This is a genomic window from Sphingobacterium sp. JUb56 (genome assembly GCF_014191365.1).
In the GTDB taxonomy this organism is placed as follows: domain Bacteria; phylum Bacteroidota; class Bacteroidia; order Sphingobacteriales; family Sphingobacteriaceae; genus Sphingobacterium; species Sphingobacterium anhuiense.
Genome location: NZ_JACHWL010000001.1, coordinates 2,031,319 through 2,048,714, shown reverse-complemented (window position 1 = coordinate 2,048,714; position 17,396 = coordinate 2,031,319). Strand labels below are relative to the sequence as shown.

The 17,396-nt window shown below is 39.5% G+C and carries 18 protein-coding genes; 4 read left to right on the top strand and 14 right to left on the bottom strand.

Annotated features, from left to right (window positions below):
* Positions 1–4 precede the first annotated feature (4 nt).
* From FHR29_RS08550 to FHR29_RS08540, 3 genes are all read right to left on the bottom strand, one after another.
* Positions 5–3,031: a SusC/RagA family TonB-linked outer membrane protein gene (locus FHR29_RS08550; protein ID WP_183913795.1), complete on the bottom strand. Its 3,027-nt coding sequence runs from the start codon at positions 3,029–3,031 to the stop codon at positions 5–7.
* A 29-nt stretch (positions 3,032–3,060) separates the two neighbouring features.
* A complete protein-coding gene (locus FHR29_RS08545; RefSeq protein ID WP_183913794.1) occupies positions 3,061–4,158 on the bottom strand; it encodes a FecR family protein in 1,098 nt (365 codons plus the stop codon).
* A 162-nt stretch (positions 4,159–4,320) separates the two neighbouring features.
* Positions 4,321–4,845, bottom strand: coding sequence for a sigma-70 family RNA polymerase sigma factor (locus FHR29_RS08540; protein WP_183913792.1), 525 nt, complete (start codon positions 4,843–4,845; stop codon positions 4,321–4,323).
* Between the two features lie 342 nt (positions 4,846–5,187).
* On the opposite strand from FHR29_RS08540, the gene FHR29_RS08535 reads away from it, so the two are divergent.
* The 3 genes from FHR29_RS08535 to FHR29_RS08525 all read left to right on the top strand — a co-directional run bounded on the left by FHR29_RS08535 (position 5,188) and on the right by FHR29_RS08525 (position 6,999).
* Positions 5,188–5,562, top strand: a complete 375-nt coding sequence (locus FHR29_RS08535; protein ID WP_183913790.1) for a hypothetical protein — start codon at positions 5,188–5,190, stop codon at positions 5,560–5,562.
* Between the two features lie 146 nt (positions 5,563–5,708).
* Complete coding sequence (locus FHR29_RS08530) at positions 5,709–6,089, top strand: hypothetical protein (RefSeq protein ID WP_183913788.1); 381 nt, start codon at positions 5,709–5,711, stop codon at positions 6,087–6,089.
* A gap of 31 nt (positions 6,090–6,120) precedes the next feature.
* Positions 6,121–6,999, top strand: coding sequence for a helix-turn-helix domain-containing protein (locus FHR29_RS08525; protein ID WP_183913786.1), 879 nt, complete (start codon positions 6,121–6,123; stop codon positions 6,997–6,999).
* Positions 7,000–7,147: 148 nt separating this feature from the next.
* Here the strand turns inward: FHR29_RS08525 and FHR29_RS08520 are convergent, their stop codons facing one another.
* From FHR29_RS08520 to FHR29_RS08480, 9 genes are all read right to left on the bottom strand, one after another.
* Positions 7,148–7,639: a cytochrome c family protein gene (locus tag FHR29_RS08520; protein ID WP_260291978.1), complete on the bottom strand. Its 492-nt coding sequence runs from the start codon at positions 7,637–7,639 to the stop codon at positions 7,148–7,150.
* A 56-nt stretch (positions 7,640–7,695) separates the two neighbouring features.
* Entirely contained in the window at positions 7,696–8,607 is a 912-nt protein-coding gene (locus FHR29_RS08515) for a transporter (protein WP_132840622.1), read from the bottom strand.
* A 116-nt stretch (positions 8,608–8,723) separates the two neighbouring features.
* A complete protein-coding gene (locus FHR29_RS08510) occupies positions 8,724–9,788 on the bottom strand; it encodes a cytochrome-c peroxidase (protein ID WP_183913784.1) in 1,065 nt (354 codons plus the stop codon).
* Between the two features lie 3 nt (positions 9,789–9,791).
* A complete protein-coding gene (locus FHR29_RS08505) occupies positions 9,792–10,673 on the bottom strand; it encodes an MbnP family protein (protein ID WP_183913782.1) in 882 nt (293 codons plus the stop codon).
* Positions 10,654–11,766: a cytochrome-c peroxidase gene (locus tag FHR29_RS08500; RefSeq protein WP_221197826.1), complete on the bottom strand. Its 1,113-nt coding sequence runs from the start codon at positions 11,764–11,766 to the stop codon at positions 10,654–10,656. Before FHR29_RS08500 ends, FHR29_RS08505 begins: the two co-directional genes overlap by 20 nt.
* 1 nt (position 11,767) lies before the next feature.
* Positions 11,768–12,634: an MbnP family protein gene (locus FHR29_RS08495; RefSeq protein WP_183913780.1), complete on the bottom strand. Its 867-nt coding sequence runs from the start codon at positions 12,632–12,634 to the stop codon at positions 11,768–11,770.
* A gap of 34 nt (positions 12,635–12,668) precedes the next feature.
* Positions 12,669–13,502: a FixH family protein gene (locus FHR29_RS08490; protein WP_183913778.1), complete on the bottom strand. Its 834-nt coding sequence runs from the start codon at positions 13,500–13,502 to the stop codon at positions 12,669–12,671.
* Between the two features lie 24 nt (positions 13,503–13,526).
* Entirely contained in the window at positions 13,527–14,186 is a 660-nt protein-coding gene (locus FHR29_RS08485; protein WP_260291976.1) for an SCO family protein, read from the bottom strand.
* Positions 14,187–14,377: 191 nt separating this feature from the next.
* Entirely contained in the window at positions 14,378–14,587 is a 210-nt protein-coding gene (locus tag FHR29_RS08480) for a hypothetical protein (protein WP_183913776.1), read from the bottom strand.
* Positions 14,588–15,142: 555 nt separating this feature from the next.
* Between FHR29_RS08480 and FHR29_RS08475 the strand changes: the two genes are divergently transcribed.
* Positions 15,143–15,853 (top strand): type 1 glutamine amidotransferase domain-containing protein, encoded by a 711-nt coding sequence (locus FHR29_RS08475; protein ID WP_183913773.1) that lies wholly within the window; start codon positions 15,143–15,145, stop codon positions 15,851–15,853.
* 483 nt (positions 15,854–16,336) lie between these two features.
* On the opposite strand, the gene FHR29_RS08470 is transcribed toward FHR29_RS08475, so the two are convergent.
* Both FHR29_RS08470 and FHR29_RS08465 read right to left on the bottom strand, forming a co-directional pair.
* Entirely contained in the window at positions 16,337–16,528 is a 192-nt protein-coding gene (locus FHR29_RS08470) for a hypothetical protein (protein WP_084825366.1), read from the bottom strand.
* Between the two features lie 174 nt (positions 16,529–16,702).
* Positions 16,703–17,311 carry a hypothetical protein gene (locus tag FHR29_RS08465; protein WP_183913771.1) on the bottom strand — a complete coding sequence of 203 codons (609 nt, stop codon included), beginning with the start codon at positions 17,309–17,311 and terminating at the stop codon, positions 16,703–16,705.
* Between the last annotated feature and the right edge of the window lie 85 nt (positions 17,312–17,396).

Genomic DNA, 17,396 nt, shown 5'->3' with positions numbered 1-17,396 from the left:
CTGATTATAGGTTGAAGTTTAGACCGAATAAAATGGTACGGGTACGTGGATAAGTCTGCCTGTTGTCAACACCAGGTGTAAGGCCACCAAGATCTACCTCGGGGTCTACTCCCTTGTAATTCGTGAGCACAAAGACATTGTTCATCGAAGCGTATAGCTTTACATTTTTCAACTGACCACCGATATTGCGGATGTTGTAAGAAAGGCCCAAATTGGCTAAACGCAGATAATTCCCACTTTCCAAGTAACGGTCTGATAAATAATGTGCGTTGATATCTGTTGCTTTCTCCGTGTCGATTACACTGGCCAATAGATTTTTCTGTCCGGCATTGCCTACGACATTGGAGTGTCGGGCGCGGGTCGCATTCATGACCTTATGACCAAATACACCCTGGAACATACCGGTTAAAGCGAAGTTTTTGTAGGTTACGGTATTGTTCCAGCCTAAAGTCAGTTTTGGCTGTGCGCTTCCCGTTACGGTGCGGTCTTTATTGGTCGGGGTAATGGTGGTTTCACCTGTACGTTCCTTCGTTTGCGCATCGCGTACATAAAAAGTCGAGATACCGGCATCATTATAACCTGCCCATTCCCAGGTATAAAACTGACCAATAGGTGCACCTTCTTGTAGGCGTTGCTGAAAAGCATTACTTTGACCGGCGCCACCCAAGTCTGCTAAATCCACGTAGTCGGTTGAAAATTCCTGATTCGTAATACGGATGACCACATTTTTATTGTGCGAGGCCACAATCCCTGTGTTCCAGCTGAAATGTGTCGTTTTTACGGGGACAGCATTTAGGGTCAGTTCAATTCCTTTGTTGTTGATCTCACCGACATTGGCTGTTAGTGAGCGGTAGAGATATTTGGTTGTGGACACGGCATAGTCGTAGATAAGATCGGTGGTGTTTTTATCGTAATATTCCAAGGTTCCGCTTAATCTATTTTTCAGGAATGCAAAGTCGATACCCAGGTTAAGCATCCCTGTGCGTTCCCACCGTAGATTGGGATTTGAATTACGAAGTGCAGCCAGAGTACGGAGATCGTTTCCGAAAGCATCGGTGTAGAAACTCGAGGTGGCACCATAGACCTGTCTAGCGGTAAACACATCGAAACCTAAAGAATTGCCACTGACGCCATATCCGGCACGCAGTTTTAGATCATCAAAGAAATTCATATCGCGAATAAATGGTTCTTCCGATAGTCTCCATGCTCCTGAAATAGAAGGGAAGGTGGCCCATCGGTTGTTTGCACCAAATGCCGAAGATCCATCACGCCTTACTGTCGCCTGAAAAAGGTATTTATTGTTGTAAGCATAATTTACACGTCCGTAAACAGAGATCATACGCAATGTTGAAAGGTAATAATTGCCAAATCCCAAAATATCGACAACATTGGCCATGCCGGGATTATAATAACTTAAACCATCATCGTAATAGTCTGAAGTTGTCAGTTGAAATCCATCGTCATTGTTGTTTTCTTCCCACGAATAACCGGCAAGAGCTGAAAACTTATGGACATTTCCAAATGTTCGATCGAAGCTTAGATTCATTTCCATGATCTTTCTTTCGTCTTCTACTGCTGCACGGATCGATTTTCCATTTTGATTACGTGCTGCCATGGATAAACTCGAGTAGTACTGTGCGTTGTTATACTGGCGGTTTTGCAGGGACAGGTCGATGTTGTAGGTTAGGCTCGGTAATATTTTATAACCAAGTTTGGCATGTCCCTGTATCATTTTCGTTTTGGTATAATTGGTATTCTCCTCTATTAATGATAGCGGATTCACATATTGCGAACGGTCTGTTTTTTCAAACCAAGCGCCAGATTCTGTCCGGACAGGGGATACTGGCAAGTAGTAATACATCGCGTCGTATACACTTAAACCATCGCCAAGGGCAAGGACATCATTTTGTTTGGTAATACTGGTATTGATATTAAAAGAAGCCGTAAGCCGTTTATCCAGCGCGCTTGTTTGTACAAATCCGCGTGCGATCTGACGGCCCAGGTCTGTTCCTTTGATAATACCGTTGTTTTTAAACGTATTGAGACTGGCACTGTATTGTGTTGTTTCGGTTCCGCCGATCAAAGAGACATTGTGATTATTGGAAATACCCGTTCGCTCTACCTCTCGTTGCCAATCGGTATCTGTTCCTAGATCATCGGTCGGTTCCATCGCGAATTTGTTAGCCGCAATATAATTTCGGTACTGTTCACCGTTCATCATTTCATAGCGTTTTGCGATCTTGTCTATCGCTAAATAACCGTTGTAGCTAATGCTTGCCTGTCCTGCTTTACCGCGTTTGGTTGTAACGATAATGACCCCGTTTGCGGCTTTTGAACCGTATATCGCTGTTGCTGATGCATCGCGTAACACATCGATCGATTGGATATCGTCTGGTGCTACTAGTGCGAGTGATGCTCCGGGTACGCCATCGATCACATAGTAGGGTTCCATCGCTTCGCCACTTCTCAAAGTAGAAGCACCTCTTAGACTGACGGATGGGGTTGCATTAGGATTACTGTTGTTGGTTGATATGGTCAGGCCCGGGACCTTTCCCTGAAGCATCTGAGCAGGGGAGGTCATAACACCGACATTCATGTCTTCAGCTTTGACTGTTGTGATGGAGCTGGTGAGGTCTTTTCGAGCGATACGTCCATATCCGATAACGACTTCATCGAGTGTTGTGGACATGGGAATAAGTTTGACGCTTAAGGCTAATGGCCTTCCGGGTTGCACACTGTAGCCCGAGAGCGTATCTGGCTGATAACCTACCGAAGAAAATATAAACTGATAAGGACCTCCTTCTGGCAGGTTGTGAAAAGAGAAAAGTCCTTTTTCGGAAGAGCTCGTCGTGAATGTTTTCCCCGATTCCCGATTTAGGGCTTTGACGCTGACGCCAGATAAAAACTTTCCATTTTCATCTTGTGTTGCTCCTTTTACTTGATCCTGTTGCGCCTGTGCGTAGGATAGCCCCGTCGCAAATAGTGCAAAGAATAACACGCTTTTTCTGAATTGGTTCTGTTTGTTAAACATGATTTTAAATAGTGATTGATTTTATGGATTTATAGTTGATCGTTGCTGTATTCATTTTGACGATAGATGGTATAAGAACCATCCGTTTCTTGTACATAGCGCAGGTTATTAATCAGACAGATGACTGCAAGTACGTCTTGTAACTGTTCAAGTTGCGGGTTTATACTGCCAGTGTATTGGATTTTGGAAATGTCCTGTTTGCCTATTTTTATAGGCGTGTTATAAGTCGTGCTGAGGGCAGCAAAAACCTCCGACAAAGGTATATTGTTTAGTTCAAGCAAGCCGTTGGGCTTGTTCTGACTCGGGGACTTGCTCGTACTTGCTTCTTTTTTTACAGTACCGCTGTGATGCGCTACGAGATGCATGTTTGCATCAAAAGACAGGGACTCACCTGCATTTTTTAGGAAAACATTTTTAAATGTAGGAATGGCCATTATAGATGCAACAACAATCTTTCCGGTGTGTAATTGCACAGCTATATATTTTGAGCTGCTGCGCGAATCAATGGTAAAGGATGTACCTAAGGCGGTCGTTTTTGTTGCACTGGCGTATACGCTAAATGGGCGGGAACCATCTTTGTATACCAAGAAATAAGCTTTTCCATTTAAATAGATCTCCCGGCTGTGATCTGTGAAGTACTGCGGGTAACGTATGGTACTCTGCGCAAATAGTTTGACCGTAGATCGGTCGGGCAGGGTATACGTTTGGATTGAGTTTTGGTTATTGGTTACTGAAACCCAGCTCGTATCTTTTTTGAGATCTGTTTTTTCCTGCCACTCAACTAAAGTTGGACTGTTGTTATCAAAAGCTGGTTTTATCCATAGCCACATGCCCAACGATACGAGTAGCAATGCTGCAGCTGCCGCGTAATAGCTAAATCGCTTGAGGTAAATGTTGTTATTCTTCTTTTCCTGTTTTTGTTTACTTTCCGTGCTAATTTCGTCATGTATATGATGCGCCATTTTAGTCGATGGGATAAACTGGTCAACATCTCCCAGATGTGATTCCCATTCTTGATCGGGAAATATATCATCAATTATGGATGGATCTTTCCATAGTTGCTTCCGTATGTATTGCTTGTCAAGACGATTTTGCTGCTTGCCTGTTTTGTTTTTTCTGAACCTCATAATAGCATTACGTGGTTCAAGGGGATATCCCTAGCGAGTTAACAATTATTTAATTTAGGAATTAGCAGGGGGAAGAGCTTTTTGATAGGTATATGTTTTGTTGTCAGTGTGATGCGTTGTAAGGGGCGAATTTATTTTTTAATCGATCGCTGGGACATTATTTTATAGCATAATCGAATAAAGATGCTGCTTGAGTTGCATCAAGGCTTTACCAATATGGTGTTCGACCGTTTTTGGAGAAATGGAGTAGAGTTGTGCGATTTCTTTATGTGTTAACCCTTGTTTCCGACTTAGTTCAAATATCAGGCGACGCATTTTAGGCATATTTTCGATATCCTGCTCCATGATCTTCAAGAGATCTTTACTTTCAATCGCAGTAATTAAGCTGTCCGTGAATGGGGTATTTGCCGATTCGCCTTCATATTTAAAACGGTTGGACTCTTTTCGGAGCAGATCGATCATGACTTGTCTGGCCATTCCAAAAATTTGGATATGAATTTCTAGATGCTCATTTAATTGCTTACGTTGCTTCCATAGTTTGATGAACGTGAGTTGGGTTACTTCTTCAGAAATGTATTCAGAACGCGTTTTCAGTATAATAAAGCTATAAATCTGCTGGTGATATTGTTCATAGATCTGATTAAAAACTTTATGGTTATCTTCTTTTATCGCTTTAATATGTTCCATACTTGAACAAAGTTAAAATGTCCGAGCTGATTAATGATTAAGCGAATATTATGATTATGTAAACAATCTATCCATTTAATCTTGAGCTAAAGGAGTAATCCTTGGTTTTGTGAAATGTCTTGTTGTATACCATAATGCGAGTGAGGTTTTTTTTTGCTGATCAACTGTATGTTTCAAAATATGTTTATCGCTATTTGCGTATTCTTCTAATTAGATATGAAAAGCGGCTTCATCCTAATATGATATTACGGCAGGTACATGCCTATTATTGGGGTGAGCGAAGTTATTATTTAACTCTAAAACTTTTTTAAGTTCCTTATTAATGTATTATCTTTGAACTTTATGAAAAGAGTACTTTTATATTTCTTATCTACGCTCATGCTTATTCAGGCATGCTGGGGTATAATGATTATAAGTGCTTTTTATATCAATCGTGATTATATAGCGCAATATCTTTGTGAAAATAGAGATGCTCCTCAATTGCATTGTCAGGGTACCTGTGTCTTGATGAAGAAAATGAAAAAAGCACGTGAGGATGAAAGGAAAAATACGGAAAATAAAATAAAGGAATCGCATGTATTTGTTGTAGCACCGGTTGCTGTGCTCGCTTTCCCTTCGTATCAAAACAATGCTGTTGAAAAAGCAAATTTTGATATGCGAAAATCACACTATACTTTTGATCGTGTTCATCGTATTTTGCGTCCACCTAGTTGTTAATACCCTCATCGAGTCTTTCTGACTAATAATCTTGCTATCTCTGTTTGAAATAAACCGATAGCTAGGCCCCCTTATTTATTTTGCATTTCTCGTGTTTGATAGTCAATATTCATGACTGCAGCATGCTATTATTTATACCGTTTTTAATGCGCGTTAAATTATCGATACTCCTTGTCTTAGCCATTTTCATACAAGCGACTAGCTGTACCTGGATCTGTGTTGGTTTTGAGCTCAATCGCGAATATATTACAACAGCATTGTGTATAAACAGATTTACTCCTGCAGTGACCTGTAGTGGATTCTGTTATATCGATAAGCAGGTGGAAAAGGAAAGGGAACAACAGGATCCTGCTCCTAAAGCGAAGCAGATCGATCTGAGTGTTTATCTTCCGCTGACCTGTTTTTTAGTGAAGTCTGACGATGATTTTACTGATTTGCGATGCTCCGACGTGTTTGTACGACGCTATCTCATTTTGGAGGGAACGGATAGCCTTATTTTCAAGCCACCCATTTTGTTTTTTGTTTAGTCGGTTATCTCACTTTACAATTACATTATTTATGGTTATTAAAACAGAAAATATCAATACATTCACATTAAACACTATTGATCCCGATCATATTGGTTTAGTTGTCTTCGATCTTAAAGACGACTACAGCTGTTTACAGCATTTGCATTTGACAAATCGAAGATCATTTTATACGGTCATCTATTTGATATCTGGAACTATGCAGCTCTCTATCGACGGTTATTTGAGTAAACTGGAATGTCAGCAGGTTATCTCTTTCGGTCCTGGTACAGAACTGCAGTTTCCAATTGAAAAAGAGCAAAAAGAAGGTTGGATCGTTCTATTTGAAAAACCTTTTGTCACAGCACGTTACAATGATCATGTCCTGCATCATTTTAACTTTTTAAAGAAGCAGAAGGTGGAGCCGCATCATGTTCCATTTTCGGAAGGGCTGGGCTTGTCTATGATTTTGGAAACGATGCAACGAGAATATGCGTATAAGCATCCGGATGCGAAGGATATATTGCGTTCATATCTCCATATATTTTTAGGAACACTGGGTAGAAGTATCTTTCCTGAAGCTATTGTCGGTGTTAAAAACGAAAAGGAAGAGAAGGTTCTTTCTTTTGAGCGCCTTATTAGCGAGCAATATGCGAAGGAGCGTCTACCTTCTTTTTATGCTGATCGGTTATTTATTACGACCAATTATCTCAATCGCTTATGTCAGGAAAGACGCGGTAAATCTGCGGGTCAATTAATCCGTCAATATGTGTTGCTGGAAGCAGAAAATCTACTGATTCATTCCGGCAAGAATATTTCGGAGATATCTTTTGAGCTGGGATTTGAAAATGTATCTTATTTTATCACATTTTTCAAAAAGAAATTTGGCGTTAGTCCGGATGGATTTAGAAAGAATAATAGTAAGATTTAAAGATCTTATTTTGATCGCTTACAATTCCTCAATACACGCTGAACTTGTATTGAGGAATGTTTTGCGCTATCGTAATAAAGGTTGCTGCTTCCTTTATTGATACTATTGTTTACAGTTCATTTTTCCTTGATAGAGGAGCTGTAAATGACTATTTGGAATCTTCCTGTCTGAGGTATTCCAGAATTGCTATTGCTTCTTGGGTTTGCAGTCCTAACGCGGTCATTGTTCCGACGTAAGATTTACTGAGTAATTGCGCATCAGGGTCCTCCGCTAACATCTTATCGGGATTCAAGATCATGTTCATCATCCATTCTGGCGTTCTTTTTTTTGTGACGCCATAAAGTGCTGGACCTATTTTATCTTCCTTGATTTCATGACACATGGTGCACTTAACAATAAATAATTTATTGCCTTCATCGGCTAATTTTTGATCGAATGGTTTGTGCTCGAAACTTGTGATGCTCCCAATACCTTTGTTTCCTTGTTTTAGAAAGTCTGTTATCGGTGTTACAGTTGTTTTTTCTTCCGTTTCAGATTCTCCAATTTTAGTCTTGGAGTCGTTGGTGTTGTTGGTCTGACAGGCGATCATACCCAATGTGCAGCAGGATAGGAGCATGAAAAGTGTACTGATAAATTTCATAAGTTATTGGTTTTAGTGATTGCTACATTTTTTTAGTAATATTTTCATAATTTGTGTTAAAAGCTAAAGGACAAATGAGTTAAAAACCGATTGCCAGCTTCAACACGCCCTCCTGCAAGATTTTGATTTAAGGGAGATTGATAATTTCCACCAAATGATATTTTCCCCATATTGACTTCTACACCCACTATACCGGTCGTGGAATTTCCTCCAGATTGTGCGACATCATATTTGCCGAATACGACATCCTGTGGCTGTGTTTCATAAGTGATGCCGGCGTTTGGCGCTATGCGTACTTTATTCTTCACATTAAATTTATAGTACGCGAGTGCATTGGCTGTAAATTTATTAGCATACCTGTAATCGTATTTGTTTTCCGTATTCAGTTTATAGGTTGTATTGACATTCACGCCCAGATCCATGAGCCTTACATCATAGGCGAGATTGAACATAAAATCTGTACTGGCGGTTCCTAGTTGGAAATTGTTTGGCGAGTCCTGTGCGGCATTACTGCGTTCACCGGCATCATACCTTCCAGTAGGGGCTTTGACACCAGCACCTATCCAGAGGGAGTGGACGAGCATTTTATTGGATGCGGTGCCTTTCGCCTCTTCAAATATTTTGTAATAGCCCATCGCTACGACATCACCCATTCCATTTTTTTTCCCTTGTTCTCCGCTGCCCTTTATGTTGCGCGTATTGAAGTTATAGGGCAAAATTGCCATGACTCGCCAACGCTGACCAATATTCCAAGCTCCCCACATTTCCATGCTTTGATAAGTTTCATCGGCGGTAATTGGAGTCCGGTTGCCGGTAGGACCTAAGTGCGAAAGCAGTGATTTATGCTGATATCTTAGCCCTATAAACCGCTTGTTGAAATCGGGGAGGATGCCGATGTAATAACTACCTACGCCACATCCACAGATGTCACAGGCTTTTGATAAGGGGATCATTAGGCCACATGCCATGATGGTTAATAAGGTGTAAATTATTGCTTTACTTTTTCGATTATCGTTATTCATTTGTGTCTTATTTTATGATATTATTCATTAAAATGTATGGTTTAAATGACGAAGGAACTTGCCTAATTCACAACAAATCCTGATTTTATTTCTGGTTCTGCCAGTAGTTTATTTGTGAGAAAATCACGGTCATCCAATGTTTTTAGAAAAGCGATAAGATTATCCTTCTGCTCTTCTGTCATTTTTATGCCCAGAGAGCCGTCAGCCTGTCTAAAAATAGGATCGAGGGTCGGAGAGTCGACCATGCCTGTACGATAATGTTCAATGACCCGGTTTAAGGTCAGGAAACGCCCATCGTGCATATAAGGGGCGGTATAGGAAATGTTGCGAAGGCTAGGCACTTTGAATTTATATCGGTCAGCGGCATTTAACGTGACGGAATCACGACCCGTGTCATTTACTCTATTGGGTGCAAGCCCATTATTACGGTAGCTTCTGTCGGTGAATAAAGGTTCGCTGTGGCATGAGGAACAATTTTTCTGATAGAATAGATAGCCTTTTTCTTCCTGTTCGGTAAAGGCATAACCTGGTTCTTTGCGCATCACATGATCGTATTTGGCGTTGCTGCTTACAGCCATGAGCATGTATTGCGATAGGGCTTTGAAAAAACGTGCATCTGTTATTTCATCTGTTCCAAATGCTTTTTTAAACAGTGTTGGGTAGTCGGGATGTGCTCTTAATTTTTTGAGCACGTTGGGCACTGTTTCATCCATTTCAACAGGGTTTGTGATCGCATTTACTGCTGCAAGATCTAAATCAAATACACCTCCGTCCCAAAAGAATTCTTTTTGCCAGGCCATGTTCATAATAGGCATGGGATTGCGTATGCCTAGCCGATCGTCAATACCATGGCTCACATCGTGACCATGATGGGTGAATGCAGCAGACTGGATGTGGCAACTGCCACAGGCGATGGTATTATTACGGGATAAGCGCGGTTCGAAAAAGAGGCGTTTACCTAGTTCAAATCCATCTTTTGTGATCGCGTTTCTAGTAAAATTATAAACTGGCTCCGGAAAATTATTTGGCTTTACAAAGCCTGTGAAGAGTTCCGGTAGTGTATCTTCACCTTTCTTGCATGCCCATACGAGGACTACAATTCCAATTAGTACGAATATTTTTTTCATCTTTTATAATTCGTCTTCACTCTTTACAAAATTTTCAGTGTGATCATGTGTGAAAAAATGTGGGAAGTTATTGGCAATATTGACACTGTATTCGCTGAACATGACATTGGGATGCTCGACGATGCTGAATGTATGGGGGCCATTGAATATTTTCATGATATCAACAAACAGGTGGACATTACTGCGCAAGCCTGCTCTGACCTGCGCTATGCCCGCAGTTTTAAGATCTACTGTAATTGTCTTGATATTGTTCAAGGTAGGGGCATTGTAACCTCCAAACCCACCGATATGGTATTTGAACTGTTTATTTCCAGTGGGATCTCCCTGTTGATTGTCGGAGATCAAATCGCAGTAACCTTCCATCTTAAAGAAGATATAACCGCTGTTCCATCCCCAATACATACCTCCACCTTCGTGTCCTTCTTCTGGATTAAAGGACAATACACCAGTCCGCTTTTCGACGGGCATTGTATTTCGTAAACTGTCCACTCCAATGATAAATTCGACTTTTTCATAGTTTCCTTCGGGTACTTTTACTTTCGTAAATCGTGTGGTACGATCTGCTGCATTTACTAAGAAATAACTGTCATCCTGAGGTACTGTATAGCTGCTGCCATCTGCTTTATAGAGTTTGATGTTGCTGATGAAGTATTGTAGTAATTTAATTCTAAAGGATTCTCCCTTTGCATTTTTATAAACCCGGGGTTCGAAGCCTAAAGTTTCTTCACCTACAATGTTGTCAAATTCGATGGAAAACTGCCCGGTCTTTTCGGCATCAGGAGCTGGTGCATCTTTTTTACTGCAGGCAGTTATAAGGGCGATGAAGAGTAACATCATCGCTGTAAGTACGATTTTATTGTTTATGTTATTTTTTTCTGTTTTCATTTTTATGCGGATTAGAAAAATTGGTTTCATTTAAAAATATCTCATCTGTAAGTGCCTCCAAGAAGGATTTTATATCGTTCATTTCCCCATCGCTCATTGCTATGCCAGGGTTTTCATTTTGATCGTAAAGAAGTCGGTCTGTGACCGGGCTATGCTTAATACCGGATCTGTAGTGTTGCAACACCTGATCAAGCGATGTAAATCTTCCATCGTGCATATATGGGGCAGAGCGTGTTATGTTTCTCAGTGTTGGTGTCTTAAAGGCTCCGAGATCTCCTGGATTAAAAGATATGCGATAACGTCCGCGATGTATCCATTCGTTCGAGTCATCGGTAAAGTCATCGTCAATACCATTATTATGGAAAGCATTGTCTGTGAACAGTTCACCACGATGGCATCCACCACATTTTTGTATGACGAGATGCATGCCACGTTGTTCACTTGCTGTGAGCGCCTGCATATCTTGTCCACTTCGATAACTGTCATAACGTGAACTGGCCGATATCAAGGTTCGCTGGAATTGCGCCAATGCTTTTGCGGCACCCTGTGCTGATGGTTTTTCATTAAAAGCTTGCTGAAATAAGTTGACGTAAAGTTCACTAGCCATCAGACGGTTGGCCAAAGTGACTAAGGACATTCCCATTTCATCGGCATGTGTAAGCGGTCCAAAGGCCTGGGATTCCAAATTTTTGGCTCCACCGTCCCAGAAAAATCCTTGATCTGCCCATGCCAAGTTGATTAAAGTCGGGGAGTGTCTCTCCAGCTTCTTTCCAGATACACCAGCCGCAGTAAGGGCCACTCCATCTGCAAATGCTCGTTCTTGATGATGACAGCTTGCACAACTGACTTGCATATTTGCAGATAACAAAGGGTCATAAAACAACTGCCGACCTAAATGTACTCCTTCGACTGTGAGTGGATTATCAGGCATTTCGATTGGTCTGGGGAAATGTGGCGGAATTTTTAATAACAAAGGGGTAGGAGCTTGGTCATTTTCCAGGGTGCCCTGTTGCTCTTTTTGACACGATAGCATCAATACACTCACTACAAAGCAAATGATGGCTCCTACTTGTAAACCTCTGTTTTTATTCATCTTATTTCTTGGTTGCGGTAGCAGTTGTGCTTTTTAAAGTGATAGCCTTTGTCAGCAAATTGTTTTTTAGTTGTGTCATCAGCTCTTTTTGGGAAGCACTGATCAACCTGTTGGACCAAGGGTTTTCAATGTCGATTACTTTTTTAACATCCATTTCCATGTTGATATTGGTCGTCATTTGAGCATTAATCGTGATTGCTTTGTCTAGCTTGATCTCTTTTTCAGCATAGAGATCATTGGAAGCGAAGTCCCAAAAGAATGTTTGTAAAGCCGGAGCTTCTGGAGATGCTTTTACCCAGGTCATTTTTCCATTTAAGACAAAGAATTTGTAACTGGTGAGCCACATCCAGCTTTCAAAAGCCATACCATTGAGAGCGGATAATTCTCCAGCGCGCAAGGTCAGATTGTCGTTGTATTTTGAATCAACTCCGATAGCAAATTTTACTGCCGTATATTCACCGGCGGGTATCGCTGCGATTTTAATCTGCTCTCTTTTATTTGCAGGATATTTCTTACCGAAGGATCCGTCCTGTATTGGAATTTCAACATTTTCCTCGATGAGATAGTAGGATTCAGGCACTTTAAATTCTTCACCAGCAGCATTGACTAAACGAACGTTGCTCACCCAATAGCGCAGTTGATTAAATTCATATTTAAAGTCGAATTGTCCTGTGGTATTGGTGAATTTATAATCATATGCTTTGTTCAATTCGAAGTCAGCATCACCATATCGGGCATCAAATATTAAAGTGGTACTACCTGATGCTGCATCAATGTTAGGTTGAACGACTGTTTCTTTTTCACAAGCTGTTAATAAAAAGATGCACGAGAGGAGGCTGCATACTCCTTGTTTTAAATAGTTTTTCATTTTCTTTGATTATTTTTTTGAATAGGATTGCTCTTTATTTTATCTTGATCGGGTAAACTAGGCTATCCTGAGCTACGGATTCTCCATTTTTAAGGAGCTTTACTTTTACGATCCATTCGCCAGGCATCGTGAAATTGACTATTCCAGAATAGCGTCCGTTACCTTTATTTACCGCATTTTCATTCTCTGAAGAACCGTGTTTCATTGCGGGCATAAATGTTTCTACGGCTATGGTATAGTCATTAAGCTCTGTGAAGTTTTCCTTGTCCATTTTATGTAAAGCAAATTCGATCTTGTGTTTTTCTGCCGGCAGTTCAGGAGGAAGTAAACAGGATACAAATACACGATCATCTGTTGCTGTACCAGTAGGTATTGTGCGTGGTATAGTAGTTTGTTGGACAGGTAGCGCAAAAGTTAGTGTATCCGTTTTATCTTTGCCTTTGAGAAAGGTTTTAAATAACCAGCCTTTGCCCATATCTTTCATGTTGGCCATGATAAATACCACATCCGCTTGATAGATACCTCTACCCTTGTTTACGAGAGGGGAATAAGGACCGCTATGTGCCATCATACCCATATCCATCTTAATTTCATAGTCCACTGCTAGATCCGATACCGGATTTCCTTTTCCATCTTCAAACTTCAGGTATAGGCTTTCAAATTTATTGGTCAGACTATCCGGGGTCCAGAGCGATACCTGATGTCCTTCAAAGGTTGTATCTGCTAGCATGATCATCTTAGATAGATCGGAATTATCAGTAACACTCTGATTTTCTATCTGAGATGGATTGGGTTTTGTGGCGTTATTACAGCTGTATACGGTTGTCAGTCCCAGAAATATGAGTGTGTTTAGTTTTATTGTATGCATATTTATTGATGTTATTTTAATCGGTTAACGTTTGTCTAATAATAGCTGAATGTCTTGTATTGCAACTTGGACTGAGTCCATTTCAATACCACTGTATACACCTCGCACATGACCTTTTCCATCTACGAGTGTAAATACTCCACTATGGTCAAAGCCCCCTGGCGATTCAGGGCTTTCTGTTGCGAATGAAAAATAACCTGCAGCTCCCGCGATGTCATATACTGTTGATTTTGGGCCATTAACAAATTTCCACAAGTCTGGTGCACCCAATTTTTGTGCATAAGTTTTCAGAACCGACGGTGTATCATGATCGGGATCGATGGTATGAGATATAATAGCGAAGCGTGGTTCATGCTGAAAATGCTTAGCCACCTCCAGCATGTTTTTTGACATGATCGGACAAATGGTCGGACAGCGGGTGAAAAAGAAATCGGCAAGGTATATTTTACCAGTTAAATCTTCGTTGCTGATCCAGTTACTATCTTGATCGACAAAGCGAAATTCAGGTATATGATGGTATAGGGTATCCATTTGTGTAATACCATCTTTTGAAGTGGAAATAATTTCTTGCTCTCCTAAAATAGGCAGTTCTCTATTTTGGTTGGATGATGTGCATCCTACCACACCCATGAACAGCGCAATAGATACACAGCCAAGAAGTGTATGTTTATATTTTGATAACATTTATCTTCGTGTTATGACTAATGATTTTGTATATGGCTAATCTGTGCAATAGCTATTGCTCAAAATGAATACGATACAGCGTATCTATTCAAAATAATGAATAGCGTGTACTGGATAGCCTATATAGGTATCAATTAATGTGAAAAATGAAAAGACTCAAATGACAGATGATGTCACTTGTTTTTTTGCAACTAGATGGAAAAGAGGGGTGGGTGGAAAATTGTTTCTGCAAAAAGGAAAGTATAGCTCATATCTTGTGGATAGTGCTTGGTAATACGTCGTGCAATGTGATTATTTTTCGGAAATTCGAAGGTGTCAAGATGATGAATAGAAGCTAACTGTTCTAAGTTAACGGTTGCTTGTTTTGCTTCTTTTTCAGCCTGCTTCTTCAGTTTTTTCATGAGTACGCATTGCCCGTTGCAGTGTAGAAGCGGTTTATCAATGTTCTGACAGGATTTAAGGTATTCGATCCTGTTTAATTTGTAATCAACGAGCATACCTATTTTGCTAAACGTCTGGAATAAGAACGTCATCAAGAGTATGGATATGGTCAATTGTTTCAAATCTGTAAATTTTAAACAAATATACCGGCCTTTTACAGATTGTAATTATGTTTTTCGTGCACATTGTATTGTGTTTCGGGACATCGTTCAGTTGTGGTAATCGTTATTCTGTAAAACTATTTTGAAATCGACCGTAAGTGCTATGTGATTTGTTAAGTGTTCTGTGAAGTATGACATATTATCAAATACATTGTTTGGGGTTTGCACCGTGTTGGTGATCTTTGACTAAAGAATTCTCGGATTGAATGAAAATCCTACTGTTGTGTAGATGTTCATTAAGTGACATTTGAGGTATTTATTGTCCTAGATTAGGTAGTATGCCTGCAAACTTTGCTTTGTTCGAATTGTTATCTCTGTCTATTGGCATCCATGTTTACTTAAAGGATTTTTAAAATGGAAAATAAACGGAATATACTCATGATATTGAGCTCCCATGATAGAATGGATGGGACAGATAGTAAAACTGGGGTATGGTTAGGTGAAATGACAGACCCTTATTATAAATTTGAAGAGGCCGGATATCAAGTTCTTTTGGCCAGTCCATTGGGAGGTGAACCACCTCTTGATCCGATGAGTAAGTTAACCGAACACTTGACTAGTGATAACCGTAAGTTTCTGGATGATGAAAACGCACAGCAAAGATTTAAGAATACCGTTCAATTGGAAAGCGTTCAATCTTCTGCCTTTGATGGTGTTTTTATTCCAGGGGGGCACGGTCCTTTATGGGATCTGGCTCGACATCCTGAGGTGTCACGTTTACTGGCGGACTTTATCAAAGAGCATAAACCGATCGGGGCTGTGTGTCATGGTCCTGCGGCTTTAGTCGCCCTTGCACAAACAGATCCTGATTTCTTGGTTGGTAAGCACGTGACTGCTTTTACTAATATGGAGGAAAATCTCGTAATGCGAAGTGATTATATCCCTTTTAAATTAGAATCCAGATTAAAAGAATTGGGAGCTTCATTCGGTTCGGCTCCGGTACCTTTTGTACCGCATGTGGTGCGCGATGGAAACTTGGTTACCGGGCAGAACCCACTATCCGCTGGTCCAACAGCGGCGAAATTGATTGAAGTGCTTCAAGAGATAAGTCCTAAAGATATTTAATCGTAAAGAAATGATAAGATTAGGGATGAAAGGGATGCTGTGTCAGTTAGAACGTTATTATCCTGTAGTTTTTTTTCAATGCAGTAATTGTATCATGGGTAATACAGAAACTGCTTTTACTTAAACAATTACTTGAAGAATAATATTCCGCAGCCGCTGAAGCCAAAGATATTTTTATTCTCTAAATTTTGGGAGCTTTTATTTTTTCTATACTTAAAGTTCTAAAGGTTCAATCGCGGTGATTGAACCTTTTTTATGAAAATAATAGCGAACATTGTTTCATATATTTATTCGTTCCCCTAACTTTTTTTACATAAAGCTTCGTTAATTTTATTAAAATTATCAATGTTGTCCCCGCAGTTTTAATGAAAAATTCTGTCGTAAATCAATATAATAACTTTCATTCAAGCTTTTCTAGAGCGTTTTTAATCGCATCTTATTGTTTAGGAAAGTGCTTATGCTCTTAATGATATTTTAAAATAGTTAGCTTCTGAAAATTAGGTAAAGAAGTGCTACAGCAGGGAAGATGAATATGCCCAATATGACAGAACTGATGGGTTTTGCAAAATTCAATGTGTATCCGTGTATACTCGAGCGTGTTTTAGGTACTAATAGACGAGGGTCTGAAGGGTTATAATAGAATACACCGAACTTATAATTTTTTAAATTATCCATTGTTTGTAATTAATGATTTATAATTATGCGTGATAAAGCCTTTAAGTACAGCCCTAAACCCGCTTTTGGTTTCATACTAAAGGTAATATATTTCAAGGTTAATTTCAAATTTTGTTGCATTTTAATTGATTATGCCCAATGTGGACAATTAGATTTTATTTCCTTGATGAAATATTAAGAAATCCATGTAGCATTATGTTTAACGACGATCCATTTATCTTTAATTTTGTTAAGGATAAAATTTGATCCTCCTCCACAAAGAGGCCCGCAATTGTAATCTAGGGATACAAAGGCTTTTTTTCCATTATGTGATAAGATAGGTATGTGGAAATCATATCTTGAAAAATAATATTCTGGCATTTTTAATTTATTACCGTCCAATACTTTATATACAATAGCAATTTCCTTTGGTACAAAAACCGTATTTAAATTGTTTGTTTGATTAAAATATCCGATAGAATCTAGAGCAGTATTACCTATTACTGTAAGTAATTCATTAATTGTTACACCATTTGGCGATGGTGGTAATTCATCATTAAGTGTATCAATTGAAATTTTGATAAATTGATTATTGATAAATGCTTGGGGTTTATTAGTTTTCATTAATTCATGGTATGAAGAATCATAGATCAGTATAGCAAGTAATATCTCTTCATAATCTTTTTCTAAAGAGATATGGTTAAATGAGTTTTTTTTAATGTTTTCATTTATACCGGTTTGCTTCTCAATTTTATTTTGGCAAGCGAATAGAACGAATAAAAACGGCAGAAGGTATACTTTCATAAAAATTCTTTTAAAGGGAGATGATAAAATTAAAGAATTTTCATAATATAAATATGGGTCATTGATTAGATTGTTCGATTGTGAA